20 protein-coding genes are annotated in these 26,910 nt (G+C 70.1%); 6 read left to right on the forward strand and 14 right to left on the reverse strand.

Annotated elements, in window-relative coordinates; all coding sequences use genetic code 11:
• Positions 1–71 precede the first annotated feature (71 nt).
• Positions 72–1,781 (forward strand): thiamine pyrophosphate-binding protein, encoded by a 1,710-nt coding sequence (locus tag AB0M54_RS16865; RefSeq protein WP_364472069.1) that lies wholly within the window; start codon positions 72–74, stop codon positions 1,779–1,781.
• Between the two features lie 22 nt (positions 1,782–1,803).
• Here AB0M54_RS16865 and AB0M54_RS16870 read toward each other — a convergent pair whose 3' ends face one another.
• The 11 genes from AB0M54_RS16870 to AB0M54_RS16920 all read right to left on the reverse strand — a co-directional run bounded on the left by AB0M54_RS16870 (position 1,804) and on the right by AB0M54_RS16920 (position 16,806).
• Positions 1,804–2,493 (reverse strand): GntR family transcriptional regulator, encoded by a 690-nt coding sequence (locus tag AB0M54_RS16870; protein ID WP_364472071.1) that lies wholly within the window; start codon positions 2,491–2,493, stop codon positions 1,804–1,806.
• Between the two features lie 179 nt (positions 2,494–2,672).
• Positions 2,673–4,187 (reverse strand): aldehyde dehydrogenase family protein, encoded by a 1,515-nt coding sequence (locus AB0M54_RS16875; RefSeq protein WP_364472074.1) that lies wholly within the window; start codon positions 4,185–4,187, stop codon positions 2,673–2,675.
• A gap of 86 nt (positions 4,188–4,273) precedes the next feature.
• Positions 4,274–4,483: a formate dehydrogenase subunit delta gene (locus AB0M54_RS16880; protein ID WP_364472077.1), complete on the reverse strand. Its 210-nt coding sequence runs from the start codon at positions 4,481–4,483 to the stop codon at positions 4,274–4,276.
• Between the two features lies 1 nt (position 4,484).
• Positions 4,485–7,283, reverse strand: a complete 2,799-nt coding sequence (fdhF, locus tag AB0M54_RS16885) for a formate dehydrogenase subunit alpha (RefSeq protein ID WP_364472080.1) — start codon at positions 7,281–7,283, stop codon at positions 4,485–4,487.
• Positions 7,280–8,761 (reverse strand): NADH-ubiquinone oxidoreductase-F iron-sulfur binding region domain-containing protein, encoded by a 1,482-nt coding sequence (locus AB0M54_RS16890; protein WP_364332869.1) that lies wholly within the window; start codon positions 8,759–8,761, stop codon positions 7,280–7,282. The genes fdhF and AB0M54_RS16890 overlap by 4 nt, the downstream gene beginning before the upstream one ends.
• Positions 8,758–9,252, reverse strand: coding sequence for an NAD(P)H-dependent oxidoreductase subunit E (locus AB0M54_RS16895; protein ID WP_364472083.1), 495 nt, complete (start codon positions 9,250–9,252; stop codon positions 8,758–8,760). Before AB0M54_RS16895 ends, AB0M54_RS16890 begins: the two co-directional genes overlap by 4 nt.
• Positions 9,249–10,244, reverse strand: a complete 996-nt coding sequence (locus tag AB0M54_RS16900; RefSeq protein WP_364472085.1) for a 2-dehydropantoate 2-reductase — start codon at positions 10,242–10,244, stop codon at positions 9,249–9,251. Before AB0M54_RS16900 ends, AB0M54_RS16895 begins: the two co-directional genes overlap by 4 nt.
• A 107-nt stretch (positions 10,245–10,351) precedes the next feature.
• The gene (locus tag AB0M54_RS16905; protein ID WP_364332860.1) at positions 10,352–11,719 is read right to left on the reverse strand and encodes an OFA family MFS transporter; all 1,368 of its coding nucleotides are present in this window, start codon (positions 11,717–11,719) and stop codon (positions 10,352–10,354) included.
• Between the two features lie 243 nt (positions 11,720–11,962).
• A complete protein-coding gene (locus AB0M54_RS16910; RefSeq protein WP_364472088.1) occupies positions 11,963–14,095 on the reverse strand; it encodes an acetate--CoA ligase family protein in 2,133 nt (710 codons plus the stop codon).
• A gap of 10 nt (positions 14,096–14,105) precedes the next feature.
• On the reverse strand, positions 14,106–15,332 hold the full coding sequence (gene frc, locus AB0M54_RS16915; RefSeq protein ID WP_364332854.1) for a formyl-CoA transferase: 1,227 nt from the start codon (positions 15,330–15,332) through the stop codon (positions 14,106–14,108).
• A 211-nt stretch (positions 15,333–15,543) separates the two neighbouring features.
• A complete protein-coding gene (locus AB0M54_RS16920) occupies positions 15,544–16,806 on the reverse strand; it encodes an MFS transporter (protein WP_364332851.1) in 1,263 nt (420 codons plus the stop codon).
• Between the two features lie 32 nt (positions 16,807–16,838).
• Between AB0M54_RS16920 and AB0M54_RS16925 the strand changes: the two genes are divergently transcribed.
• The 5 genes from AB0M54_RS16925 to AB0M54_RS16945 all read left to right on the forward strand — a co-directional run bounded on the left by AB0M54_RS16925 (position 16,839) and on the right by AB0M54_RS16945 (position 22,897).
• Entirely contained in the window at positions 16,839–17,777 is a 939-nt protein-coding gene (locus AB0M54_RS16925; RefSeq protein ID WP_364472091.1) for a LysR family transcriptional regulator, read from the forward strand.
• Positions 17,778–17,891: 114 nt separating this feature from the next.
• Positions 17,892–19,007 carry an exo-alpha-sialidase gene (locus tag AB0M54_RS16930; protein WP_364332845.1) on the forward strand — a complete coding sequence of 372 codons (1,116 nt, stop codon included), beginning with the start codon at positions 17,892–17,894 and terminating at the stop codon, positions 19,005–19,007.
• Positions 19,004–19,300 carry a MoaD/ThiS family protein gene (locus AB0M54_RS16935; protein WP_364472094.1) on the forward strand — a complete coding sequence of 99 codons (297 nt, stop codon included), beginning with the start codon at positions 19,004–19,006 and terminating at the stop codon, positions 19,298–19,300. Before AB0M54_RS16930 ends, AB0M54_RS16935 begins: the two co-directional genes overlap by 4 nt.
• Before the next feature lie 99 nt (positions 19,301–19,399).
• On the forward strand, positions 19,400–20,248 hold the full coding sequence (locus AB0M54_RS16940) for a serine protease (protein ID WP_364332840.1): 849 nt from the start codon (positions 19,400–19,402) through the stop codon (positions 20,246–20,248).
• Between the two features lie 177 nt (positions 20,249–20,425).
• The gene (locus AB0M54_RS16945; RefSeq protein WP_364472097.1) at positions 20,426–22,897 is read left to right on the forward strand and encodes an alpha-L-arabinofuranosidase C-terminal domain-containing protein; all 2,472 of its coding nucleotides are present in this window, start codon (positions 20,426–20,428) and stop codon (positions 22,895–22,897) included.
• A gap of 525 nt (positions 22,898–23,422) precedes the next feature.
• Here AB0M54_RS16945 and yjfF read toward each other — a convergent pair.
• Genes yjfF through AB0M54_RS16960 form a run of 3 tightly spaced genes read right to left on the reverse strand, consistent with a single transcriptional unit; the run spans position 23,423 to position 26,909 of the window.
• Complete coding sequence (gene yjfF, locus AB0M54_RS16950; RefSeq protein WP_364330860.1) at positions 23,423–24,403, reverse strand: galactofuranose ABC transporter, permease protein YjfF; 981 nt, start codon at positions 24,401–24,403, stop codon at positions 23,423–23,425.
• Positions 24,400–25,386, reverse strand: a complete 987-nt coding sequence (locus AB0M54_RS16955) for an ABC transporter permease (RefSeq protein WP_364330857.1) — start codon at positions 25,384–25,386, stop codon at positions 24,400–24,402. Before AB0M54_RS16955 ends, yjfF begins: the two co-directional genes overlap by 4 nt.
• On the reverse strand, positions 25,383–26,909 hold the full coding sequence (locus AB0M54_RS16960) for a sugar ABC transporter ATP-binding protein (protein WP_364472100.1): 1,527 nt from the start codon (positions 26,907–26,909) through the stop codon (positions 25,383–25,385). The genes AB0M54_RS16955 and AB0M54_RS16960 overlap by 4 nt, the downstream gene beginning before the upstream one ends.
• Position 26,910 lies beyond the last annotated feature (1 nt).

Below are 26,910 nucleotides of genomic sequence, written 5' to 3' on the forward strand. Positions count from 1 at the left end.
GGACAAGCCAAAGTAGAGCGGCCAGGATGGTCGCATACGGTATGCAGTCTTCAATTCGGAGGGCAGGCACCATGACACAGACCGCCACCGAGTCGTCCACGGAGAAGATCCTGCGCCGCCCCAGCGAGGATCCCGACACCATCTCCGGCGGGCACCTGGTCGCCAAGGCGCTCAAGGCCGAGGGCGTGGATGTCATCTTCACGCTCTGCGGCGGGCACATCATCGACATCTACGACGGCTGCATCGACGAGGGCATCGAGGTGGTCGACGTACGCCATGAGCAGGTCGCCGCCCACGCGGCCGACGGCTACGCGCGGATCACCGGCAAACCCGGCGTGGCCGTGGTGACCGCCGGGCCGGGCACCACCGACGCGGTCACCGGCGTGGCCAACGCCTTCCGCGCCGAGAGCCCGATGCTGCTGATCGGCGGCCAGGGCGCGCTGAGCCAGCACAAGATGGGGTCCCTCCAGGACCTGCCACACGTCGACATGATGCAGCCGATCACCAAGTTCGCCGCGACCGTCCCACACACCTCACGCAGCGCCGACATGGTCTCGATGGCGTTCCGCGAGTGCTACAACGGCGCGCCCGGACCGTCCTTCCTGGAGATTCCGCGCGACGTGCTGGACGCCGAGGTCAAGCTGGCCGACTGCACGATCCCCGCACCCGGCCGGTATCGCGCGAGCACCAAGAGCGCCGGCGACCCGGCCGCCGTCGAGGCGCTGGCGGGGTTGATCGCTCGGTCGGAGAAGCCGGCCATCCTGCTCGGGACCCAGGTGTGGACCGGCCGTGGCACCGACGCCGCGATCGAGATGGTGCGCAAGCTCAACGTGCCGGCGTACATGAACGGCGCCGCCCGGGGCACGCTGCCGCCCGGCGACCCGCACCACTTCCACCTGTCGCGGCGTTACGCCTTCAACAACGCCGACCTGATCATCATCGTGGGGACCCCGTTCGACTTCCGGATGGGGTACGGCCGGCGGCTGCCGGCCACGGCCAAGGTCGTCCAGATCGACATGGACTACCGCACGGTCGGCAAGAACCGCGACATCGACCTGGGGATCGTCGGTGACCCGGGCGCCGTCCTGGCCGCGGTGACCCAGGCGTCCCACCGGCGCAACCGCCAGGCCTGGTTCGACGAGCTGCGCGCCGAGGAGACCGCGGCGTACCAGAAGCGCCTCCCCCGCCAGCTCTCCGACGCCGACCCGATCCACCCGCTGCGCCTCGCCCACGAGATCAACGAGTTCCTCACCGAGGACTCGATCTTCATCGGCGACGGTGGCGACATCGTCACGTTCTCCGGCGGCGTGGTGCAGCCCAAGGCGCCGGGCCACTGGATGGACCCGGGCCCGCTGGGGACGCTCGGCGTCGGCATCCCGTTCGCCATGGCGGCCAAGTACGCCCGCCCCGACAGTGAGGTGGTGTGCCTCTTCGGCGACGGCGCGTTCAGCCTCACCGGCTGGGACTTCGAGACGATGGTGCGCTTCGGCCTGCCGTTCGTCGGCGTGGTCGGCAACAACTCGTCGATGAACCAGATCCGGTACGGCCAGAGGCGCAAGTACGGCGAGGCCCGCGAGCGGGTCGGCAACACCCTGGGCGACGTGCACTACGACAAGTTCGCCGAGATGCTCGGGGGGTACGGCGAGGAGGTGCGCGACCCGGCCCAGATCGCGCCGGCGCTGCGACGGGCCCGCGAGTCGGGGCTGCCGTCGCTGATCAACGTCTGGGTCGATCCGGACGCCTACGCGCCGGGAACCATGAACCAGACCATGTACAAGTAGTCCACGGTGGCGCGGGCGGGGACTACGACGTGGTCTCCGCCCGCTGCTCGTAGATCTTGCGGGTCCGCTCGGTGTGCTTGCGCATCAGATCGCCGGCCTTGCGCCCGTTCCCGCTCGCGATCGTCTCGATCAGCTCACGGTGCTCGTCCCAGGCCTCCTTGCCACGGGCCCGCGCGATCGGCCGGTAGTACCACCGCACCCGACGGTCGACCATGCCGATCAGCTCGGCCATGATCTTGTTGCCGGACATCGTGAGGATGTGCTGGTGCAGCGCGGCGTTGGCGGCCACCATGCCGGCCTCGTCGTCCTTGGCCACCGCCTGCTCGCCGGTGGCCTGGAGCTTCCACAGCTGCTCGACCGTCTCGGGCGTCGCGTTCACCGCGGCCAGCCGGGCCGACTCGGCCTCCAGCAGCGAGCGCGCGCCGAGCAGCTCGTCCGCCTCCTTGGGCGTCGGGGTGTGCACGAACGCGCCCAGCGCCGGCCGCAGGTCGACCCAGCCCTCGGCATGCAGCCGTTGCAACGCCTCACGGACGGGCTGGCGGCTCACCCCGAGCTGCGCCGCCAGCTCCTGCTCGACGAGGTGCTCGCCGGGCTGGAGCTCACCGTTGATGATCATGTCGGAGATGACGTCGGTGACCGCCTGGCGCAGCGGCACGGGCCGCTCCAGCGGCTGCCGCGCCGAGCGGGGTCGCCGCGTGGTGCTGTCGGGCATGGCGTCCTCCGGAAACGTTCGCATGGTCTTTGCCGCGGCGACGCTGCCCGGCGGCGGCCGCGGTCGGGCAGCCAGTGGTTTTAGCATACAGTCGCCCAGATGCACTCCGGACAGGGCCACCGAGCCGGAGTGTTGCCTATACGCGCTCAGAGCTGCTCTGAGCGCGTATGGGCAACGGGTCACACCGACGGATAGCTCGAATAGGACGGGAAGTTGCCGTACCGGGGAGCGTCCCCGCAGGTCACCGAATGCACGAGCAGCGAACCGCCGACGAACGCCCCGCGCCACGACGCCCCGCGCCCGCCGAACACCTCGTCCCGGTCACCCCGCGACCGCGGCCGGTTGATGCCCACCTTGAACGCCTGCACGTCGGCCGCGAGCCGCCCCGCCAGCGCCTCGTCGTCGCAGGCGAGCGACGCCACCAGCGAGCCGTTCGAGGCGTTCATCGCGGCCAGCAGCTCGGCCTCGGTGTCGACCAGCACGATCGTGTCGACCGGGCCGAACGGCTCGGCGTGGTGCAGCGGCGACGACCGTGGCGGCGCCAGCATGGCCACCGGCGGCAGGTAGGCGTCGGTCGGCTGGCCGGGCAGGAACCGTCCGTCGGACAGCGAGCCGCGGTGCAGCGGGACGCCGCCGCGGGCGATCGCCACCTCGACGATGTCGTTCAGCTCCTTGGCCTTGGCGTGGCTGATCAGGGGCCCGTACTCGAGGTCGGGAAGTGGGTCGCCGGCCGCGGCGACCGCCAGGGGGTGGCCGAAGCGGACCTCGCGCACGGCCGGCAGGTACGCCGCCAGGAACGCGTCGAAGAGGCGGCGCTGCACGACGTAGCGCGGGTAGGCGGTGCAGCGCTGTTTCCCGTACTCGAAGGATTTGCGCACCAACCCGGACAGCAGCTCCCACTGGCTGAACTCCCACACACCCCAGCAGTTGAGCCCCTCCTGCTCGAGCACGTGAGGCTTGTCAGTACTGAGGAGCCGCGCCGCGACCTGGCCGCCGACGTCGCGCCCGCCGACGAACGACACGCAGCCGACCTCGGGCGCGCCGACCAGCACCGACGACAGTTTCGCGCCGCTGCCGCTGATCAGCGTGAGCGGCAGTCCCTCGCGGGCGGCCAGCGCCACGGCCAGGGTCAGGCAGCTCACCCCGCCGTCGGTGGGCGCCTTGCCGATCGCCGCGTTGCCAGCCAGCACCTGCACCAGCATCGCGTGCATCAGGACGCTCATCGGGTAGTTCCAGCTGGCGATGTTGCTCACCGGCCCGGGCAGCGGCGTGCCGTCGATCTCGTCGACGTACCAGCGCACGCCGTCGAGGCAGCGGTCGACGTCGGCCGTGGCCAGCCGCCACGGTTTGCCGATCTCCCAGACCAGCAGCAGGGACAGCAGGTCGCGATGCTCCCGCAGGGCGTCGAGAGCGGCGAGCGCGCGCGTTTTTCGTTCGCTCAGTGGGGTGTCGGCCCAGGTTCGATGCTGGTCGTACGCCGACCGCACGGCGGCCGTGGCGGTCAGCTGGTCGACAGCGGGCGCCCCGGCGATCTCGGTGCCGTCCACCGGGGACACTCCCGGCGTGGTGGCGCCGCCGGCGCGCCACAGCCCGCCCCAGTAGTTGGCGAGCCCGTCGGGCAGGAAGGCTTGGGGCGCCACCTGGCGGCACCGCGCGTAGAGGGTGGGCCAGTCAGTTCCGGACTTGAGCAGCATGTCACTCCCGCGAGTGGGGTCGAGTGGTAGCCCAGCACGGCATCCGGGCGTCGGATGCCGCTCTGGGCTACCACCGGGCGCGAAGCTCAGCCGACGAGGCGAGCGGCCTCGACGGCGAGCGGGTCCAGGGGCGCCGCCTGATCGGCGAGCGCCTGCAACTGGGCCCGCATGCGCGGGTCCCAGAACCGGCGGACGTGCGAGGCGATGGCCTCGGCCGCCTCGCCGGGTGGCAGGTGGCGGAACTGCCGTGCGATGTCGTTGATCATCCGCTGTTCCGCCGGGACGGTGCCGGCCATCTCAGGCTTGGCCCGCTACGAGATAGGTCTCTTCGGTGGCATGGCGCACCAGGGGTTGGGCGAGGGCGACCTGGACGGCGGTCACCTTGTACTCGGGGCAGTTGGTGGCCCAGTCGGAGTTCTCGGTGGTGACCACGTTGGCGCCGGTGACCGGGTGGTGGAAGGTCGTGTAGACGACGCCGACCGGCATCCGGTCCGATACGCGGACGTGCAACGTGGTCTCGCCCACCCGGCTGGCCAGCGTGACCAGGTCGCCGTCGATGATGCCGCGGTCCTCGGCGTCGTGTGGGTGCACCTCGAGCACGTCCTCGGGGTGCCAGGCGACATTGCCGGTGCGGCGGGTCTGCGCGCCGACGTTGTACTGACTCAGGATCCGGCCGGTGGTCAGGACCAGCGGGAAGCGGCGGGTGGTGCGTTCCTCGGTGGGCACGTACTCGGTCCGCACGAACTTGCCCTTGCCCCGGACGAACTCGCCGATGTGCATGACCGGGGTGCCGGCCGGCGCGTTCTCGTTGCACGGCCACTGGACGCTGCCCAGCTTGTCGAGCACCTCGAAGGAGACGCCGGTGAAGGTCGGGGTCACCGAGGCGATCTCGGCCATGATCTCGCTCGGGTGGGTGTAGCTCATCGGGTAGCCCATCGCGGTGGCGATGTCGCAGATGATCTCCCACTCGTGCTTGCCGGTGCGTGGCGGCATCACCGACCGGACCCGGTTGATCCGCCGCTCGGCGTTGGTGAACGTGCCGTCCTTCTCCAGGAAGGAGGCGCCGGGCAGGAAGACATGGGCGAACTTGGCCGTCTCGTTGAGGAACAGGTCCTGCACGACGACCAGCTCCATCGACCGGAGCGCGACGGTGACGTGCGCGGTGTTGGGGTCGGACTGGGCGATGTCCTCGCCGTGCACGAACAGGCCGCGGAAGCTGCCGTCGACCGCGGCGTCGAACATGTTCGGGATGCGCAGGCCGGGCTCCTTCTCCAGGGAACGGCCCCAGAGGTTCTCGAAGACGCTGCGGACGGCCTGGTCGGAGACGTGCCGGTAGCCGGGCAGCTCGTGCGGGAACGAGCCCATGTCGCAGGAGCCCTGCACGTTGTTCTGCCCGCGCAACGGGTTCACGCCGACGCCGTCGCGGCCGATGTTGCCGGTGGCCATGGCCAGGTTGGCCATCCCCATGACCATCGTGGAGCCCTGGCTGTGCTCGGTGACGCCGAGCCCGTAGTAGATGGCGCCGTTGCCGGCCGACGCGTACAGCCGGGCGGCCGCGCGCAGGTCGGCCGCGGGCACGCCGGTGATCACCTCGACCGCTTCGGGGCTGTGCTCGGGCTGCGCGATGAAGGCGGCCCAGGAGTCGAAGTCCTCACAGCGCTCGGTGACGAATGCCCGGTCGACCAGGCCCTCGGTGACCGCGACATGGGACATCGCGTTGACCACAGCAACATTGGTGCCTGGACGGACCGGCAGGTGGTACGCCGCCTCGATATGGGGCGAGCGGACCAGGTCGATCCGGCGCGGGTCGACGACGATGAGCTGGGCGCCCTCCCGCAGACGGCGCTTCATCCGGGACGCGAAGACCGGGTGCCCGTCGGTCGGGTTGGCGCCGATCACCACGATCACGTCGGCCTCGGCGACCGACTTGAAGTCCTGCGTACCCGCCGATTCGCCGAACGTCTGCTTGAGGCCGTAGCCGGTCGGCGAGTGGCAGACCCGGGCGCAGGTGTCGATGTTGTTGTTGCCGAACGCCGTACGCACCATCTTCTGCACCACGAAGACCTCTTCGTTGGTGCACCGCGACGACGAGATCGCGCCGATCGACCCGGCGCCGTGCCGCTGCTGGATCTCCCGCAGGCGGCTCGCGACCGTGCCGATGGCCTCGTCCCACTCCACCTCGCGCCACTCGTCGTCGATGGTGTCCCGGACCATCGGCTTGAGCCTCCGGTCGGGGTGGCTGGCGTAGCCGAACGCGAAGCGGCCCTTGACGCAGCTGTGGCCCTCGTTCGCGCCGCCGTCCTTGTACGGCACCATCCGCACCAGTTCGTCGCCGCGCAGCTCGGCCTTGAAGGAACACCCCACACCGCAGTACGCGCAGGTGGTGATCACCGTACGGTTCGGCATGCCGAGCTGGACCACCGACTTCTCCTGCAGCGTGGCGGTCGGGCAAGCCTGCACGCACGAGCCGCAGGAGACACACTCGGACTCCATGAACGAGCCGCCGGCGCCGGGCGACACCTTGGACTCGAAGCCGCGGCCCTCGATGGTCAGCGCGAACGTGCCCTGCACCTCGTCACACGCGCGGACGCAGCGCGAGCAGGCGATGCACTTGGAGGCGTCGAAGTCGAAGTACGGGTTGCTGCTGTCGGTCGGCGCGTCGAGGTGGTTGGCCCCGTCGTACCCGTAACGGACCTGACGCAGGCCGACCGCGCCGGCCATGTCCTGCAGCTCGCAGTCGCCGTTGGCCGGGCAGGTCAGGCAGTCCAGCGGATGGTCGGAGATGTAGAGCTCCATGACGCCCCGGCGCAGCCGCTGGAGCCTGGGCGTCTCGGTGCTGACCCGCATGCCCTGGGTCACCGGCGTGGTGCACGAGGCCGGGGTGCCGCGGCGGCCGTCGATCTCGACCACGCACAATCGGCACGACCCGAAGGCCTCCAGGCTGAGCTTGGGGATGGGGATGCCGGCCTGCGACGCCGCGCGCATCACCGAGGTGCCCTCGGGCACGGTGACGGGCAGGCCGTCGACCTCCACGGTGATCGTCGCCGGCCCCGGGCGCCGGGGAGTTCCGTGGTCGGGTTCCTTGAGCAGGGTCATGGCCGCCTCGCCTCGAAGTCGTCCGGGAAGTGGGTCAACGCGCTGCGTACGGGCATCGGGGTGAGCCCGCCCATCGCGCACAGCGAGCCGTCGGTCATCAGCTCGCACAGGTCTTCGAGCACGGCCAGGTTCTCGTCGCGGTCGACGCCGGTGCGGATGCGGTCGATCACCTCGACGCCGCGGACCGCGCCGACCCGGCAGGGCGTGCATTTGCCGCACGACTCGGCGGCGCAGAACTCGAAGGCGAACCGGGCCTGGGCCGCCATGTCCACCGAGGCGTCGAAGACCACGATGCCGCCGTGCCCGACCATGGCGCCGGCCTTGGCGAACGCCTCGTAGTCCATCGGCAGGCCGAACCGCGAGGCCGGAAGGTACGCCCCGAGCGGCCCGCCGACCTGCACCGCGCGGACCGGGCGGCCGCTGCGCGTACCCCCGCCGTAGCCCTCGACCAGCTCGCCCAGCGTGATGCCGAACGCGGTCTCGACGATGCCGCCGCGGGCGATGTTCCCGCCGAGCTGGAACACCTGCGTGCCCCGCGACCTCTCGACGCCCAGCTCCTGATAGGCGGCGGCGCCGTTGGCCAGGATGGTCGGCACGGTGGCCAGGGTCAGCACGTTGTTGATCACGGTGGGCCGGCCGAAGAGCCCCTCGAACGCCGGGATCGGCGGCTTGGCCCGGACCATGCCCCGCTTGCCCTCCAGGCTCTCCAGCATCGAGGTCTCCTCACCGCAGATGTACGCGCCGCCGCCGACGCGAACCTCCAGCCGGAAGCCGTCGAGCCAGCCTTCTTCCGCGGCGATCCGGATCGCGGAGAGCATCGTCGCGATGCCGTCCGGATACTCCGAGCGGATGTAGATGTAGCCCTCGGCCGCGCCCACCGCGTACGCCGCGATCGCCATGCCTTCGATCAGCATGAACGGGTCACCTTCGAGGACCATCCGGTCGGCGTACGTGCCGCTGTCGCCCTCGTCGGCGTTGCAGCAGATGAACTTCAGGTCACCCGCGCACTCCAGCACGGTCTTCCACTTGATGCCGGCCGGGAACCCGGCGCCGCCCCGGCCGCGCAGCCCCGACTCGGTCACCTCGGCGACCACCTCGGCCGGCGTCATCGTGCGCGCCTTGCGCAGCCCGGCCATGCCGCCGTGGGCCAGATAGTCGTCCAGCGACAGCGGGTCGGTGCGGCCCATCCGGGCGAACGTCACCCGCTGTTGCGAGGCCAGCCAGGGGAACTCGTCGACCACGCCGATGGATTCCGCCTCCCCGGCCAGGATCGTCGGCACGTCGGCCGGGGCAACCGAGCCGTAACCCACCCGCCCGGCCGGGGTGCCGACCTCGACCAGGGGTTCGAGCCAGAGCATGCCGCGCGATCCGTTACGCACCACGGTCACGGATGGGCCGGCCGCCTCGAAGGCGGCGGCCACCTGGTCGGCGCCGACCGAGCGGGCGGCCGAGTCGCGCGGGACGTAGACCGTGGTCATGAGAGCATCCCCCGCAGCCGGGCCGCGTCCATCCGGCCGTACAGCCGGCCGTCGACCTGAGCCGACGGGCCGAGCGCGCAGTTGCCCAGGCAGAACACCTGCTCGGCACCGGGCACCGAGGCGAACAGCGCCTCGGCGCCGACCGCCTGGCAGGCCTCGCCGCGGCACACCCGCACCTGGTGGCCGACCGTCGGCATCGAGCGGAAGTCGTGGTAGAAGGTGATCACGCCGTGCACCTCGGCCCGGGAGAGGTTGAGCTCCTCGGCCAGCACCGGCACCGCGTCGTCGGGCACGTGCCCGAGGGTTCGCTGGATCTCGTGCAGGATCGGGATCAGGTTGCCCCGCTGCTCGCGACAGGCGGCCACGGCGGCTCGCACGGGCGCCGCGATCGCCGGGTCGACCAACGAGGCCGGGCTCGGCGCGGCGGCCTCGCGACGTTTGCGGCGGGGACGGTCCGGCTCGGGCATGGGCACCTCCGGCAGCAGGTTCATCGCGCACCCACCGGGGACGGGCCGGTGACCGTGCGAGCGAGCAGATCCACCGCGGCGTAGACGTTGCGCAGCGTGGGCGCCGGGACGCCGGTCATGTCGGCCAGCTCGACCACCGCGCCGATGATGGCCTCGAGTTCCAGCTCCTTGCCGGCCTCGAGGTCCTGCAACGTCGATGTCTTGTGGTGGCCCACCTTGGCCGCGCCGTCGATGCGCCGTTCGATCGAGATCGACGGCGCGCAGCCGGCCGCGGTGGCCACCGCGACGGTCTCCCGCATCATCCCGGCGACCAGGTCGCGAGCCCCCGGATGGCCGCACATGTCGGCCAGGGTGGCCCGGGTCAGCGCGCTGAGCGGGTTGAACGCGACGTTGCCCATCAGCTTGATCCAGATGTCGTCGCGGATGTTCGTCTCGACCGGGCACTTCAGCCCGCCCGCGACCATCGCCTCGGCGAAGCTCAGGCACCGGTCGGAGCGGGTACGGTCGGGCTCGCCGATCGAGAAGCGGGTGCCCTCCAGGTGACGGATCACGCCGGGGCTCTCGATCTCGGTCGAGCAGTAGACGACGCAGCCGATCGCCCGGTCCACCGGCAGGACGGCGGTGGTGGCGCCGCCCGGGTCGACCGACTCGATGCGGCGGTCCTCGAGCGGGTGGCCGGTGAGCCCGTGGAAGTACCACCACGGGATGCCGTTCTGCGCCGCCACGATCGCCGTGTGCGGGCCGAGCAGCGGCGCGACCAGGGCGCCGGCCGACGCGTAGGCGTGCGCCTTGAGCCCGAGGAAGACGAAGTCGACCGGGCCCACCTCGTGGGGGTCGTCGGTGGCCCGGGCACGGGCGGTGAAGTCGCCCCTCGGGCTGCGCACCTGGACGCCGTCGCGCCGGATGGCCGCGAGGTGCGGGCCGCGGGCGATCAGGTGGACCTCCACGCCGGCCCGGTGCAGCGCGGCGCCGACATACGCGCCGATGGCACCGGCGCCGAGAATCGCGATCCGCACGCCGTCTCCTCTCGTTGTGTCTTCTGTATACAGTATGGTGTCGCGATGGAACAAGCGGCCGGACCACCAGGGCCCCGGTAGTCCGGCCGCTCGGGATCGAGGTCGGGCTAACCCACGGTGGCGCGGGTCATCGGGACCGCGTCGGCCTCGGGCCCCAGCCCGCCGGGCCGGCCGGGCTGCTTGAGCGAGAACGACAGCACGCCGGTGACCAGGCCGATGCAGCCGGCCAGCAGGAACGCGCCGCCGTAGCCCCAGGCCGCCACGACCACCGCGCCCAGACCCGAGCCGACCAGGCCGGAGACCAGCTTGGAGCTGTAGACCATGCCGTAGTTGGAGGCGTTGTTGTTCTCCCCGAAGAAGTCCGCGGTCATCGCCGCGAACAGCGGGAAGATCGCGCCGCCACCGAAGCCGGAGATCATCGACGCCAGCAGGAACAGCGGCATGTTGCCGATCGAGCCGGAGAGGAAGACGGCGAACTGGGCCAGGCCCAGCACCCAGCAGACGATGGTCAGCGTCTGGCGGCGGCCGTACCGGTCGGAGATCCAGCCGATCACGCCGCGGCCGGTGCCGTTGACCACGGCCTTGAGGCTCATCGCCAGCGCCACGATGCCGCCGGCGAAGCCCATCTCCTTGCCGAACGGCACCTGGAACGCGATGCCGAAGATGTTCACGCCGGCCGTCATCAGCAGGCAGAACCACATCAGATAGAGCACGGGGGTACGCGCGGCTTCGCGCGGAAGGTATTGCTTGACCGCCGGCGGGTTCTTCGACAGCGAACGCCGCACCCGCGGGTCGTCGGCCACCCGGAGCGGGTCGACGTGCTCGGGCCACCAGTTCTTCGGCGGGTCCCGGAAGAAGAAGCCGGAGATCGCCACGGCCAGGGCCAGGAAGATGCCGACCGCCACCAGCAACGGGCCGTAGTTCCCGACGTCCATGTAGTTGGTGAAGATGAAGATGAACGGCACCGACCCGTACGCGAAGCCGCCGTTGACGAAACCGGTCTTGCCACCCCGCCGTTCCGGGTACCACTTTCCGACCATGTTGACGCAGGTGGCATAGACCATGCCGGCGCCGAGACCGCCGAAGACCGAGAAGCCGAGATAGGCCACGAGCACATTCGGCGCGTACGCCAGGGCGAGGTAGCCGAGAATCGTGCCGGCCGCACCGCACATCATCGCGGCCCGGGCCGAGAGGCGGCCGCTCTCGCGCAGTTTCCCGGTCGGGAAAGCGATCGCCGCCTGGAAGAACACCCACACGCCGAGGAGCCAGAAGATGTGGGCGCCGTGCCAGCCGTGCGCCTCGGAGAGGGTGTCCTCGGCCGAGGTGAACGCGTACTCGGACGAGCTGATCGCCATCATCGCGGCCCACGGCAGGAAGACCATCCAGCGGCGGGACCGGCCCATCAACTCACGATCGGACTCACCGAGACGATACAGCCGGCCGTTGCCGTCGATGATCTCCCGGTAACCGTTCACTGTGGTGTTTGTCGCGTTGCCGGATCCGGTATTCGAGTTAGACTTTTCGGCAGGTGGACGGTCTGGTGTCGAGACCATGACTGGACCTCCTTGAAGGACAGAGACAGGTGGTCTGCGACGATGTAGGTCCAGACCTGGCTGTGCTTCCTTGAGCTGCCGTTCGACGTTGGCGCGTGGGGCGGCAGCTCGCTTTTCTTTCCGGTCTGGCGGCCCGCCTTTGTGCGGGCCGCCAGACGTGTGTGGTTATGCGGGTGTGATCAATCCCGCGGCGCGGGCCCAGCGATATTTCGCGCCGAGGACCGCGACCGGCTTCTCCGTGTCGTACGGATAAGCGACAATCCCGTGGCGATAGAGGTGTTCGCTCGCCTCCTCCACCTCGACGTCACCGGAAAGGCTGGCGACGACGGGCTTGTGAATTCCCTTGGCGCGGAACTCCTCGACCACGTCGACGACCAATTCGGCAAAGGTCATCGGCGGGGTCACGATCGTGTGCCAGTAACCGAGGATCAGGGCGTGCACCCGCTCGTCGGAAAGTCCCAGCGCGATCGTGTTGCGGTAGGTGGACGGTGGTTCGCCGCCGGTGATGTCGACCGGGTTGCCGGCCGCGCCGAACGGCGGGATGTAGGCCCGGAAGGCGGTGTCGAGGTCCGGCGGGATCGCCATCAGGTTCAGGCCGTTGTCGACACAGGCGTCCGACAGCAGCACGCCCGACCCGCCGGCGCCGGTGATGATGACGACGTTCTCGCCGGCCGGCGTGGGCAGCAACGGTACGCCCCGGGCGTACTCGAGCAGGTCGTTGAGACCCGGCGCCCGGATCACGCCGCTCTCGCGCAGGATGTCGTCGTAGACCTTGTCGTTGCCGGCCAGCGCGCCGGTGTGTGAGCCCGCCGCCTTGGCGCCCTGGTCGGTGCGGCCGGCCTTGAGCACCACGACCGGCTTCGTGGCCGAGACCCGCTTGGCCACCTCGGCGAACGCCCGGCCGTCCTTGAGGTCCTCGAGGTGCATCGCGATCAGGTTGGTGTTGTCGTCCTGCTCGAAGAAGGTGAGCAGGTCGTCCTCGTCGATGTCGGCCTTGTTGCCGACGCCCACGATGGCCGACACACCCATGCCGGCCGAGCGGCTGAAGCCGAGGATCGCCATGCCGATGCCGCCGGACTGCGACGACAGGGCCACTCCCCCGCGTACGTCGTACGGGGTGCAGAACGTCGCCGACAGATTCTCCGGCGTGTAGTAGTAGCCGTAGATGTTCGGCCCGAGGATCCGTACGCCGTGCCGCCGGGCGATGGCCAGCACCTCGTCCTGCAGCTCCTGGTTGCCGGTCTCGGCGAAGCCGGACGGGATCAGGATCGCGCCGGCCACCCCCTTGGCGCCGGCCTCGTCCAGCGCCTGCGGGACGAACTTGGCCGGGATCGCGAACACCGCCACGTCCACGTCGCCCGGCACGTCGGTGATCGACTTGACCGCCTTGAGGCCGAGGATCTCGTCGGCCTTCGGGTTGATCGGGAAGATCTGGCCGGCGTACCCGCCGTTGACCAGGTTCTTCATCACCGAGTTGCCGATCTTGCCGGCCTCCGCGGAGGCGCCGATCACGGCGACCGCGGCCGGCTTCATGATGCGGTTCATCGCGGCGAGGATCTGCTCGGTGGTGAAGGTCTCCGGCCGTCCGGCCGCGGCCTCGTCGACCAGGATGCGTACGTCCACCGCGATCGCCGAGTCACCGGTGGCGAGCACCGGGTTCAGGTCGACCTCGGCCAGCTGCGGGAAGTCGGTCACCAGTTGCGACACCCGCACGATCAGGTCGATGAGCAGCTCGCGGTTCGCCGGTTCGGATCCGCGTACGCCCTTGAGGATCTCGGCCGCGGCGATGCCGTCGAGCATCGACGCCGCGGTCTCCGGCGTCACCGGCGCCAGCCGGAACGTGACGTCCTTGAGCACCTCGACCAGCACGCCGCCCAGCCCGAAGGCGACGATCTTGCCGAAGCTGGGGTCGGTGACCGCGCCGATGATGACCTCGTGGCCCCCGCCGAGCTGCTTCTGGATCTGCACGCCACGCACGTCGGCGCCGGGCACGTGCGCGCGGACCGACGTCAGGATCTTCTCGAACGCCCAGCCCACCTCGGGCAGGCTGCCGACCCCGACGATCACGCCGCCGGCCTCGGTCTTGTGCAGCACGTCGGGCGACACGATCTTCATGACGACCGGGAAGCCGATCGCCTGGGCCAGCTTCTCGGCCTCGTCCGGGCTGGTGGCCAGGCCTTCGGCGGGAGTGCTGATCCCGTACGCCTCGGCCACCGCTCGTCCCTCCGGCGCGGTCAGCGCCGAACGGCCGTCCGCCGCGACCTGGTCGAGGATCTCCTGCACCTTGCTCTTGTTCATCGGGCCTCCCCTAGATGGCGCCGGCGGCGCGCAGTTCGGCGGCCCGGCCTTCGAAGCCGATCTCCGCGAGGATCTCGTCGGTGTGCTCGCCCAGCAGCGGCGATCGTTCGATGTCCACGGGCGAGTCGGAGAGCTTGATCGGACAGCCCACCGTCTTGAACGTGCCGCGTTCCGGGTGCTCGACCGAGACCACCGAGCCGAGCGTCCGCAGGGTGTCGTCCTCGATCAGCTCGCGGGTCGACAGCACCGGGCCGCAGGGGATGTTGTGCGCGTTCAACTCCTCCATCACCGCCCACTTGGTGTGCTTGGAGGTCCACTCCTCGATCAGCTGGAACGCCTTGTCCAGCTTGTCCAGCCGCGCCTTCGGGGTGTTCCACTCGGGATCGCCGGCCAGCTCGGGGCGGCCGATCAGCTCGGCGATCGGCGCCCAGCCGGTGGGCTGGATGATCACGTAGATGTAGTCGTTGGGACCGCCCGGCGCGCACCGGACCGCCCAGCCCGGCTGCCCGCCGCCGGACGCGTTGCCCGAGCGCGGCACCTCGTCGCCGAAGTTCTCGTTCGGGTACTCGCCCAGCGGGCCGTGCTCCAGCCGCTGCTGGTCGCGCAGCTTGACCCGGCACAGGTTGAGCACCGCGTCCTGCATCGCCACCTGCACCCGCTGGCCCCGGCCCGAGCGGGTGCGGTGCAGCAGCGCGGCCAGGATGCCGGCGACCAGGTGGATGCCGGTGCCCGAGTCGCCGATCTGGGCGCCGGTCGCGGTCGGTGGCCCGTCCTCGAACCCGGTGGTGCTCATCGCGCCGCCCATGGCCTGGGCGACCACCTCGTACGCTTTGAAGCCCGCGTACCGGCCGGGGCCGAAACCCTTGATCGACGCGTACACCAGCCCGGGGTTGATCTCCTGCAGCCGTTCCCAGGGGAAGCCGAAGCGGTCGACCACGCCGGGGCCGAAGTTCTCCACGAGCACGTCCACCTCGGACAACAGCTTCGTGAAGACCTCTTTGCCCTGGTCATTCTTCATGTTCAGCGTGATACTGCGCTTGTTGCAGTTGAGCATCGTGAAATAGAGGCTGTCCACGTCCGGCCGGTCGCGGAGCTGGCTCCGGGTGATGTCGCCGTGGCCGGGGGCTTCCAGCTTGATCACGTCCGCGCCGAGCCAGGCGAGCAGTTGCGTCGCCGACGGTCCGGACTGGACGTGTGTCATGTCGAGAACTCGGACGCCCTCGAGTGCCTTTGTCATCGTGATCCTCCTGTACGACGCTGAACGGGTCGCGGAGACGAATGCGGTGCTCCAACGACGGATCTCTGTAGTGGTTGGATTGCATACCGTATTTCGTAGTCAGTATGTTGTCGCATGTAACAGTGGTGTGTCCAGAGCGTGCTGGAAAGACATCGATAGAAGAGCTGAATGGCCGCGTTGTCGCAGGCCAGCGGCTATCTGCTGGCCCGGTTCAGCGGGGCAGGGTGAGCATCGGGCGGCCGGGCTGGCGCAGACGATAGGCCAACAGGGCACCAACCAGGCCGAGGCAGCCGGCCGCTCCCCAGGCCCACTGACCGGTCGCGAGCATGATGCCGAGCACGCCGCCCACCGCCTTGCCGGTGTAGACGACGCCGTAGTTGGACAGGGTGGCCTCGTCCCCGAACCAGTCCCGGACCAGGCCGATGAGCAGCGAATAGCCCGCGCCGGTGCCGGCCCCCGCGATCGCGCCGCTGATCGCGACGGCCACCGGGGCCTGGCTCTGCACCGCCGCGAGCAGGGCGAACTGGGCCAGGGCGCCGATCCACAGGGCCAGCGCCAGGGTCTGCCGGCGGCCCAGCCGGTCGGACAGCCGGCTGCTCGCCCACCGGCCCAGCCCGGTCGCGACCGCGAGGACGGCGATCGAGACCGCAGGCCAGTCATGGGTGGCCAGCACGGCGATGTCGAAGAAGGCCATGACCGAGGTGAGCACCACGACCACGAACAGGATCGGAAGGACCCCGCAGCGGATCGCGGCCCGGAAGGAGAAGTGACGGAGGGCCGGACGGTTGTTGGGGATGCTGGCGTTGAGGGTGCGGTCCACCGCCCAGCGATGGGGATCGAGATGGGACGGCCACCAGTGGGCCGGCGGGCGGCGGATCAGCAGGGCGGCCGTCACGAGCACGCCGGCCACCACGACGGCGGCGACGTCGAGCAGGATCGTGCCGTGGTCGAGGAACAGGCTCGCGAGCAGCACGAACGGCAGGGCGCCGTAGCCGAAGGCGCCGCTGACCGCGCCCGCGGCGCTCGCGGCCCGTTCCGGGAACCACTCGGTCACCACGCCGAGGCTGACCACGTAGGCCAGTCCGGTGCCGAGGCCGCCGTAGACGGCGTACCCGAAACCGCTGTTCTGGTGGGCCAGGGAGACGAGTCCGGCGGCACAGAGCGCCGCCGCGACGAGGAGCAGGAGTTCCGGGTTGCGGCCGGACCGGCGATAGAGCCAGGCCGCCGGGGCGGCCGAACCGGCCTGACAGAACACCCAGACCGCGAGGACCAGCAGCGCGTGCCGGACGGTCCAGCCGTTCCGCTCGACGACCATCGGCAGCACCGCGGCGTACCCGTACTGGAACAGACTCACCGCGGCCATCACCGCCCAGGCCGACCGTTTCATCCAGACGCGTGGGCGGCCCAGCAGCTCGACGTCCGACTCGCCCACCCGATAACGACGTCCGTAGACATCGGTCGATATCTGTGACACGAGACACCTCCTGGTGGTCTACTGTATGCAGTATGTCACAGACGGTGCTGTTGAGAGAGCTCGAATATCTCGTCGCGCTGGCCCGTGAACGCCACTTCGCCCGCGCGGCCGCCGCCTGCCACGTCTCCCAGCCCTCGCTCTCCACCGCCATCCGGAAACTGGAGCGGGAGCTCGACGTGCAGATCGTCCTGCGCGGTCACCGCTTCGCCGGGCTGACCCCGGAGGGCGAGCGGGTGCTGCTGTGGGCGCGGCGCATCCTGGCCGGGGCCACCGCCCTGCACCAGGACCTGGCCTCGATGCGCGGCGAGCTCACCGGCACCCTGCGGCTGGGCGCCATCCCCACCGCCCTGACCGCGGCGTCCCTGCTGATCACGCCCCTGTGCACCCGGCATCCCGAGGTTCGCGTCACGCTGACCTCACTGACCTCCCGCGAGGTGGCGGCCCAGCTCGCCGGCTTCGAACTGGACGTCGCCCTCACCTATCTGGACGACGAGACCCTGTCCGGCATGCGGACCGTGCCCCTCTACGAGGAGCGCTACCTGCTGCTGACCCCCGCCCTCGGCCCGCTGGCCGACCGCCCGTCGGTGTCGTGGGCCGAGGTCGCCAAGCTTCCCCTGGTGCTCCTCACCCCCCGCATGCGGAACCGTCGCATCATCGACGGCCTGTTCGCGGCGCACGGCCCGGCGCCCACCCCCGCCGTCGAGACCGACACCGTCGACGCGCTGTACGCCCACATCGCGACCCGGCGCTGGTCGAGCGTCATCGCGCACGCGTGGCTGCACACCTTCGGCGTCCCCGACGGCATGCGGGTGGTCCCGCTGACCGGCCGCTCCGGCGGCTCCCGCATCGGCCTGGCGGTGGCCGACCGGGAGCCCGAGCCCTACATCGTCCGGGCCCTCCTCGACATCGTCCCCACCGCCGACGTACGCGGCGTCCTGCAACGCCTGCTCCGCACCCACCTCGCCGGTTAGCGCCCGAGCTGATCGCGCGGCTCACGGTGCTGCTACCTCTACGCCGCCCCGCTCGACGCCACCCGGATGGATGAACTGCTGCGCTCACCGCACATGACGGGCAGACTCTCGTAGATGAATCGCGTCCGACTGCTCGTCGGCACCCGGAAAGGTGCCTTCACCCTCACTGCTGACGGCGCCCGCAAGGACTGGACGGTCGAAGGACCGTTCTTCGGCGGGTGGGAGATCTACCACGTGGCCGGGTCGCCGGCCGACCCCGACCGGCTCTGGGCGTCCGCCTCCGGCGGATGGTTCGGCCAGGTCATCCACCGATCCGACGACGGCGGCCGATCGTGGGAGGCGGTGGGCAACGACTTCGGCTACCACGGCGAGGTGGGCGAACACCTCTGGTACGACGGGACGCCCCGCAAGTGGGAGTTCAAGCGCATCTGGCACCTCGAGCCGTCCCGCACCGACCCCGACACCGTGTACGCCGGCGGCGAGGACGCCGCGCTCTACCGCTCCACCGACGGCGGGCGCGAATGGACCGAGCTGACCGCGCTGCGCAACCACCCGACCGGCCCGCAGTGGCAGCCCGGCGCCGGCGGCCTCTGCCTGCACACGATCATCCTCGACCCGGCCGACCCGCAGCGCATGTTCGTGGCCATCTCGGCGGCCGGCGCCTTCCGCACCGACGACGGCGGCCAGTCGTGGCTGCCGATCAACCGGGGCCTGCGCAGCGCCGGCATCCCCGACGAGGACGCCGAGGTCGGCCACTGCGTGCACCGCCTGGCGCAACACCCGACCCGGCCGCAGACCCTGTTCATGCAGAAGCACTGGGACGTCCTGCGCACCGACGACGCCGGCGGCCAGTGGCGCGAGGTCAGCGGCAACCTGCCGACCGACTTCGGCTTCCCGATCGCGGTGCACGCCCACGAGCCCGAGACGATCTACGTCGTCCCGATCACCAGCGACTCCGAGCACTACGTCCCCGACGGCAAGCTGCGCGTCTACCGCAGCCGCACCGGCGGCGACACCTGGGAGCCGCTGACCGCGGGCCTGCCCCAGCAGCACTGCTACGTCAACGTGCTCCGCGACGCGATGGCCGTGGACACCCTGGACGACTGCGGCATCTACTTCGGCACCTCGGGCGGCCAGGTCTACGGCTCCTCCGACAGCGGCGACACGTGGGCGCCGATCGTCCGCGACCTGCCCCCCGTGCTGTCGGTCGAGGCCCAGGTCCTGCCGTGATCCGGGTCGTGCTCCCCACCCACCTGCGCACGCTCGCCGGCGTCCGTGGCGAGGTGTCGGTGGAGGTCGACGGCCCGGTCACCCAAGGTTCGGTCCTCGACGCGGTCGAGGCGCGCTTTCCGATGCTGGTCGGGACGATGCGCGACCGGCGCACCGGCCAACGGCGGCCGCTGGTGCGCTTCTTCGCCTGCGAGGAGGATCTGTCCCATGAGGACCCGGACGCCGAACTGCCCGAGGCGGTCGCGACCGGGAAGGAGCCGTACCTGATCGTCGGCGCCATGGCCGGCGGCTGAGGTCCATTCGGGCAAGACTTAACCGTCCCTTCACATCGATACGCGTAAGCAGTCGATACCAGTCAATGGCACCGGTACATGGGTGAAGGGAACGATTGGATGCGCAACGTACGAGCAATGGTGGCGGTCGTCGCCATGGCGGTGGCCGTCACGGCCGCCTGGCCGGGCGGTGCGGCTCAGGCGGCCGACCCGCCGAAGCCTCCGACCACGCAGATCATCGGCGGCGACGACGTGCCCGACGGTAAGTACCCGTTCATGGCTTCGCTGCAGTTCAAATGGGCCGGCGAAGAGACCTGGCAGCACGGATGTGGTGGAACGCTGATCGACGCCCGCGGCGCGGTGCTCACCGCGGCCCACTGCGTGGACTGGCTGTCCGAGGAGGGCGCGCCGGAGCTGCGCATCGTCGTCGGTCGCACCTCCCAGTCCGCGGACGACGGCCAGGTGTTCGGCGTCGGCGGCATCTCGGTCTACGACAAGGCCGACGCGGCCCTGGTGTTCCTGGACGGCTCCGTCACGGGCATCACGCCGATCCAGCTCGTCACCCCCGGCACGGACGCGGTCGAGCGCCCGGGCAGCAACGTCATCACGGCCGGGTGGGGCAGCACCATCCTCGACCCGGACGGCCCCGGCGGTGGGGGTCCCGGCGAGTACGCGCCGGACCGCCTGCAGGAGGTGACCGTGCCGATCGTCTCCGATGACGAGTGCAAGGTCTCCTATCCGAACCTCAAGCGGGCGACCGAGATCTGCGCCGGCCGCGCCGGCAAGGACTCGTGCCAGGGCGACAGCGGCGGCCCGCTGTTCGTCAAGGTGCCCGGCACGCAGCCGAAGTACATCCAGCTCGGCATTGTCAGCTGGGGTTACGGGTGCGCCGCGACCGGGCGGCCCGGCGTCTACACCCAGCTGAGCAACAAGAAGCTCGGCAAGTGGGTGGCCGGCTTCGGCTCCTAGCCGGGTACTGCTTCGGTTACTAGCCGGGTACGGCGAGCGCCAGGGGCGCGTGGTGACACGTTCCCCTGGCGCGTTCGGAACCCTTTCCCTGGCGCGTTCGGAAATCGAGAGCGCGCGTTCCCGACCTCACATTGACGTACATCCATGATCTCGGCGTTTCGGCGTTAGGGTCCGGCCATGTCTGTCCTCTCCCGAACAGTTGCCGGACTGCTGGCGGCGTCCAGTTTTCTGGTCGTGCCGGCTGCCGCCGCGGCCGACTACACGATCACCGTCGAGGACGGCGCGGGCGGGCCGGAGATCGCCGATTCGATGTACGGCGTGTTCTTCGAGGACATCAACTCGGCGGCGGACGGCGGGCTCTACGCCGAGCTGGTGCGGAACCGGTCGTTCGAGTTCCGGCCGGTGGACAACGCGTCGTACACCGCCACGACCGGGTGGACGACGGCCGGCCCGGTCGCCGCGGTCGACGACGACCAGCGGTTGAACGAGCGGAACCGCACGTACCTCAGGGTGGAAGGGCCGGCCGCGGTCACCAACGGCGGGTTCGCCGGCGGGATGGCCGTGCACGCGGGTGAGCGGTACGACTTCTCGGTGTGGGCGCGCAGCGACGCCGCCGGCGGGACGCCGCTGACCGTGACACTGCACGACGCCGCCGGGCGCGCGCTGGCCAAGCCCCTGACCCCGACAGTCACGGGCGACGCCTGGACCCGGTACGCGGGCGTCCTCCGGGCCACACGCGACACCGACGCGGGACGGCTGACCGTCGCCGCCGGCGGCGCCGGGACGCTGCGGCTCGACATGATCTCGCTGTTCCCGCGGGACACCTTCCACGGCCGGCCCAACGGGCTGCGCGCCGACCTCGCGCAGAAGGTCGCCGACCTGCGGCCGTCGTTCGTGCGGTTCCCGGGCGGCTGCCTGGTCAACACCGGCACCATGGACGCGTACGACGCGGCGAACGGCTTCCCGCGGGCCCGCTCCTACCAGTGGAAGGACACCGTCGGGCCGGTCGAGACGCGGGCCACCAACGCCAACTTCTGGGGCTACAACCAGAGCTACGGGCTCGGCTACTACGAGTACTTCCAGTTCAGCGAGGACATCGGGGCGATGCCGCTGCCGGTCGTGCCGGCCCTGGTCACCGGCTGCGGGCAGAACCGGGCCACCGACGACGAGGCGCTGCGGCGGCGGCACATCCAGGACACGCTCGACCTGATCGAGTTCGCCAACGGGCCCAAGACGTCGACGTGGGGTTCGCTGCGTGCGCGGATGGGTCACCCACGGCCGTTCGGGCTGACGCATCTGGCCGTGGGCAACGAGGAGAACCTGCCGGAGGAGTACTTCGCGAACTTCCAGCGGTTCCGCGCGGCCATCGAGGCGGCGTACCCGTCGATCACCGTCATCGGCAACAGCGGGCCGGACGACCAGGGTGTCACCTTCGACCGGCTGTGGGCACTGAACCGGGCGGCCGACGTTCCTCTCGTGGATGAGCACTACTACAACAGTCCCGCCTGGTTCCTGCAGAACAACAGGCGCTATGACTCGTACGACCGGAATGGCCCGAAGGTCTTCCTCGGTGAGTACGCGTCACAGAACAACCGCTGGTTCAACGCGCTCAGCGAGGCGGCGTACATGACCGGCCTGGAACGCAACGCCGACGTGGTCCGGCTGGCGTCATACGCGCCGCTGCTGGCCAGTGTGGACAACACGCAGTGGACGCCGGACATGATCTGGTTCGACAACGACGACTCGTGGGGCTCGACCAGCTACGAGGTGCAGAAGCTGTTCATGAACAACGTCGGGCAGCGGGTGGTGCCGAGCCGAGCCACCGGCAAGGTCATCGAACCGCAGCCGATCACCGGCAGCATCGGCCTGTCCACGTGGGCGACCGCGGCCCGCTACGACGACGTGCGGGTCACCGCCCCCGACGGCACGGTGCTGTTCGCCGACGACTTCTCGGCCGGGGCCGGCGACTGGACCCCGCTGACCGGGCGCGGCACCTGGTCGGTCATCGACGGCGCGTACGCACAGACCGACCCCGCCGCCGAGAACACGCTGGCCAAGGGTGGTCCGACGCTGCCCTCGAACTACGACCTGACGCTGACCGCGACCAAGACCGCCGGCAACGAGGGGTTCCTGGTCGCGTTCGGGCTCAAGGACGTCGACAACTGGTACTGGTGGAACCTCGGCGGCTGGAACAACACCCAGGGCGCGGTCGAGAAGGCCTCCGGCGGCGCCAAGGAGCAGCTGTTCACCCGCCCCGACAGCATCACGCCGGGACGCGCCTACAACCTCAAGGCCGAGGTACGCGGTACGCGCGTCCGCCTCTTCGTCGACGGCCAACTCTGGGGCCAGTTCGCCGACGACCGCGTGACCGAACCCTTCGCGCAGGTCGTCACCCAGGAGGGCAGCACCCTGATCGTCAAGGTGGTGAACGCCCAGGACTCCCCCGCCACCACCGCCATCGACCTCAACGGCCGCAAGGTCGCCCCGCGCGCCACAATGACGGTGATCACCGGCGACCCCCAGGCCCAGAACACCGGCACCGCCCGCCCGATCGCTCCCGTGACAACCACCCTGACGGGCGTCGCGACCACCTTCACCCACACGTTCCCACCGAACTCGGTCACGTTCCTCCGAATCCGCCAACGCTGACCCGCCACCCCGCGAAGTCACCGCCCGTGCGGTGCCAGCCGCGCCCCAAAGGCCACTGCCCACGCGGCGCCAGCCGCGGAGAATGACCGCCGCCGGCCGCCGCCCGTGCCGACGTCGAGCCGCCACCCATCAGCCCCATGGCCGACGAGACAGCGATCGGTCATCACCACCGCGCACTTGCCCCCGGCCGCTTTGCTCTGAGCGCGTATAGGCAACACTTCGATGCTGGCTGTATCCAGATACCACCGGTATCCGAGTGGTGCCTATACGCGCTCAGAGCAAAGCGCCGCCGAGGTGCCCCACGACCAGCGCGAGAGGGGGCACCCAGCGATAGGAGCCACCGACGTGCGGATCGGCCGAACGAGCGCGGGCACCGACGTGCGGGCCGGCCCCACGAGGGCGGGCACAAGCGCGGCCCGGAAAGCCGCCCCGCAAGCCGCCGGAAAGCGGCCCGGCAAGCCGCCGGAGAAGCCGCCCGGCAAGCCGCCGGGGAAGCGGGCGGTGGGCCAACGAAGATTGCGGGGGTCAGGGGGTTCGGCGGACGACGGTTCGTTGGAGGAGGACGAAGACGAAGAGCAGGGCGCCGATCACGATGCGGGTCCACCAGCTGCTCAGGTTGCCCTGGAAGGTGATGATTGTCTGGATCAGGCCCAGCACCGTGATGCCCAGGACGGTTCCGACCACGTAGCCGGCGCCGCCGGTCAGCAGGGTTCCGCCGATGACCACGGCGGCGATCGCGTCGAGTTCCATGCCGATGGCGTGCAGGGGGTCGCCGGAGCTCATGTAGAAGCTGAGCAGCAGGCCGCCGATCGACGAGCACAGGCCGCTGATCGTGTAGACCGCGATCCTGGTACGGCCGACGCCCAGGCCCATGAGCATGGCCGACGTCGGGTTGCCGCCGATGGCGTAGACCGTGCGGCCCAGGCGGGTCCAGGCCAGGACCACGGCGGCGATGATGACGACCAGGGCCGCGATCAGGACGCTCGGGGTGACGGTGAAGGAGCCCACGCCGATGCGGTGCTGGGCGGTGGTGCGCCAGAAGTCGGCGTTGATCGAGATCGAGGACGTGCTGATCACGTAGCAGAGGCCGCGCGCCAGGAACATGCCGGCCAGGGTCACGATGAACGGCTGGATCTCGAAGAAGTGGATCACGCAGCCCATGGCGAAGCCCAGGGCGGCGCCCATCAGCAGGACCGCGATCATGGCCAGCGGGGTGGGCCAGCCGTTGTTCAGCATGGTGGCGCAGACCATGGTGGTCAGGGCGACCACCGAGCCGACCGACAGGTCGATGCCACCGGTCAGGATCACGAACGTCATGCCGACCGCGACGACCAGCAGGAACGAGTTGTCGATGAAGATGTTCAGCAGGATCTGGGTGTTGTAGAAGTTCTCGTAGTTGGCGATGCCGATGGCGTACATGACGATCAGCAGGGCCAGGGTGCCGAGGATCGGGACGTACTTGCGGATCGCCAGCGCCCGGCGCCGGGGGGCGAGGACTGCGGTCATGCGGGCACCGTCCTGAAGACGCGACGACGGAAGACGGGCGACTGGATCAGGCAGATCGCGATCACCACGACGGCCTTGAAGAGCTGGGTGGTCTGGGCCGGCACGCCGGTCGTGTAGATGGTTGTGTCGAGGGCCTGGATGAGCAGCGCGCCGACGACCGTGCCGGCGATGGAGAACCGGCCGCCGGCCAGGGACGTGCCGCCGATGACGACGGCGAGGATGGCGTTCAGCTCGATCAGGCTGCCGACCGCGTTGCCGTCCGCGCTGGACACGTTGGCCGTGGCCATCAGGCCGGCGATCCCGGCGGCGACGCCGGTGAACGCGTACACGCCCCAGATCAGGCGGCGCGAGTGGATGCCGGAGAGGCGGCTGGCGCGCGGGTTGCCGCCGACCGACTCGACCAGCAGGCCGAGGGCGGTACGCCGGGTGATCAGCGCGACCAGGGCGACCACCACCGCCGCGATGATCACCGCGAACGGGAAGGTGAGCAGGTAGCCGGCGCCGATGAACCGGTACGGCGGGGAGTTGACCGTGATGATCTGGCCCTCGGTGATCAGCTGGGCCAGCCCGCGCCCGGCGACCATCAGGATCAGCGTGGCGATGATCGGTTGCAGCCCGACGACCGAGACCAGGAAACCGTTCCAGAGGCCCAGGGCCAGAGCGAGCGCCAGCGCGGCCGCGCACGCCAGCAGGACTCCCGAGATGTCCGGCCGGTCGACGACGATCGAGCAGGCGAGCGCGCCCGCCACGGCCATCACCGACCCCACGGACAGGTCGATGCCCCCGGTGGCGATCACCAGCGTCATGCCCAGCGACACGAGAATCAGTGGCGCGCTGAGCCGGAGGATGTCGATCAGGCTCCCGTACAGCTGCCCGTTCCGGAGCTCGATCGAGAAGAAGTGTGGCGTGAAGATCAGGTTGCCGAGCAGCAGCACGATCAGCGCCGCGGACGGCCAGAAGAGCCGATGCCTCAAAAGTGTCACGAGCTGACCCCGGTGGCGATCGTGTTCATGATGGTGTTCGCGTCCACCTCGTCGGTGTTCTCGAGCTGGGCGACGACCTGCCGGTCGCGCAGGACGACGATCTTGTGGCTGAGCCGGAGCACCTCTTCCAGCTCGGCGCTGATGAACAGCACCCCGAGCCCGTCCCCGGCCAGGCTGACGACCAGCCGCTGGATGTCGGCCTTGGCGCCGACGTCGATGCCCCGCGTGGGCTCGTCGAGGATGAGCAGCCGCGGCTCGGTGATCAGCCAGCGGGCCAGCAGCACCTTCTGCTGGTTGCCGCCGGACAGGTTGCGCACCACGGTCTGCGGGTCGGCCGGGCGGATGCTCAGCGCCTTGACGTACTTGTCGACCAGCTCGTCCTGTTGCCGCCGGGGCACCGGACGCGCCCAGCCGCGGTTGGCCTGAAGAGCAAGAATGATGTTCTCGCGTACGGTGAGCTCCTCGATCAGGCCCTCCGTGCGGCGGTTCTCGGACAGGTAGGCGATGTCCCGTTCCATCGCCGAGCGCGGGCCGCGGAACGTGACCGGCTGCCCGTCCACCCGCAGCTCGCCCGAGTCGGCCTTGTCCGCGCCGAAGAGCAGCCGGGCCAGCTCGCTGCGACCGGAGCCGAGCAGCCCGGCCAGCCCGACCACCTCGCCGGCGTGGATGGTCAGGCTGAACGGCGCGATGGCGCCCGCGCGCCCGACCCGATCCGCCGCGAGGACCGGGGGCGACGCCTCGAGCGAGCGCAGGTCGGGCTTGGCCTGTTCCTCCAGGCTTTCCAGGACCGAGAGCTCCTTGCCGATCATCTTCTCGACCAGGTCGCGCTGGGACAGCTCGGTGGTCGGGAACTCGCCGACCAGCCGCCCGTTGCGCAGCACCGTGATGCGGTCCGAGATCTCGTACACCTGGTCGAGGAAGTGCGTCACGAAGACGATCGCCAGCCCCTGCTCGCGCAGGCCGCGGATCACCCGGAACAGCTGGGCCACCTCGCCGGCGTCCAGGCTGGACGTGGGCTCGTCGAGGATCAGCACCCGGGCCGAGATGTCCACCGCCCGCGCGATCGCGACCATCTGCTGCACCGCGATCGAGTGCCCGGCCAGGATCGAGCCGGGGTCGATGTCGATGCCGAGCGAACCCAGCAGCTCGGCCGCCTTCGCCCGCATGGCGCGGAACGAGATGAAGCCGAGCCGCCGGGGTTCGCGGCCGATGTAGATGTTCTCCGCCACCGAGAGATTGGGGCAGAGGTTGATCTCCTGGTAGACGGTGCTGACGCCGGCGTTCTGCGCCGCTTTCGGCCCGGAGAAGAGCACGGGTACGCCGTCCAGCTCGATCTCGCCGTCGTCGATGTCGTAGACACCGGTCAGGATCTTGATCAGCGTGGACTTGCCCGCGCCGTTCTCCCCCATCAGCGCGTGCACCTCGCCGGGGAGGAGGCGGAAGTCCACGCCGTCGAGCGCGATCACACCGGGGAATCGTTTGCCGATGCCGCGCATCTCGAGGATCGGCGTGGTCTCCGCCATC

This window comes from Actinoplanes sp. NPDC051470 (assembly GCF_040682035.1).
Lineage (GTDB): Bacteria > Actinomycetota > Actinomycetes > Mycobacteriales > Micromonosporaceae > Actinoplanes.

Excerpts from the sequence above, each read along its gene's own strand:
- AB0M54_RS16865 (WP_364472069.1), top strand. The coding sequence starts at position 72 with ATGACACAGACCGCCACCGAGTCGTCCACGGAGAAGATCCTGCGCCGC.
- AB0M54_RS16870 (WP_364472071.1), bottom strand. The coding sequence starts at position 2,493 with ATGCCCGACAGCACCACGCGGCGACCCCGCTCGGCGCGGCAGCCGCTG.
- AB0M54_RS16875 (WP_364472074.1), bottom strand. The coding sequence starts at position 4,187 with ATGCTGCTCAAGTCCGGAACTGACTGGCCCACCCTCTACGCGCGGTGC.
- AB0M54_RS16880 (WP_364472077.1), bottom strand. The coding sequence starts at position 4,483 with ATGGCCGGCACCGTCCCGGCGGAACAGCGGATGATCAACGACATCGCA.
- fdhF (WP_364472080.1), bottom strand. The coding sequence starts at position 7,283 with ATGACCCTGCTCAAGGAACCCGACCACGGAACTCCCCGGCGCCCGGGG.
- AB0M54_RS16890 (WP_364332869.1), bottom strand. The coding sequence starts at position 8,761 with ATGACCACGGTCTACGTCCCGCGCGACTCGGCCGCCCGCTCGGTCGGC.
- AB0M54_RS16895 (WP_364472083.1), bottom strand. The coding sequence starts at position 9,252 with ATGAACCTGCTGCCGGAGGTGCCCATGCCCGAGCCGGACCGTCCCCGC.
- AB0M54_RS16910 (WP_364472088.1), bottom strand. The coding sequence starts at position 14,095 with ATGAACAAGAGCAAGGTGCAGGAGATCCTCGACCAGGTCGCGGCGGAC.
- frc (WP_364332854.1), bottom strand. The coding sequence starts at position 15,332 with ATGACAAAGGCACTCGAGGGCGTCCGAGTTCTCGACATGACACACGTC.
- AB0M54_RS16925 (WP_364472091.1), top strand. The coding sequence starts at position 16,839 with ATGTCACAGACGGTGCTGTTGAGAGAGCTCGAATATCTCGTCGCGCTG.
- AB0M54_RS16930 (WP_364332845.1), top strand. The coding sequence starts at position 17,892 with ATGAATCGCGTCCGACTGCTCGTCGGCACCCGGAAAGGTGCCTTCACC.
- AB0M54_RS16940 (WP_364332840.1), top strand. The coding sequence starts at position 19,400 with ATGCGCAACGTACGAGCAATGGTGGCGGTCGTCGCCATGGCGGTGGCC.
- AB0M54_RS16945 (WP_364472097.1), top strand. The coding sequence starts at position 20,426 with ATGTCTGTCCTCTCCCGAACAGTTGCCGGACTGCTGGCGGCGTCCAGT.
- yjfF (WP_364330860.1), bottom strand. The coding sequence starts at position 24,403 with ATGACCGCAGTCCTCGCCCCCCGGCGCCGGGCGCTGGCGATCCGCAAG.
- AB0M54_RS16960 (WP_364472100.1), bottom strand. The coding sequence starts at position 26,909 with ATGGCGGAGACCACGCCGATCCTCGAGATGCGCGGCATCGGCAAACGA.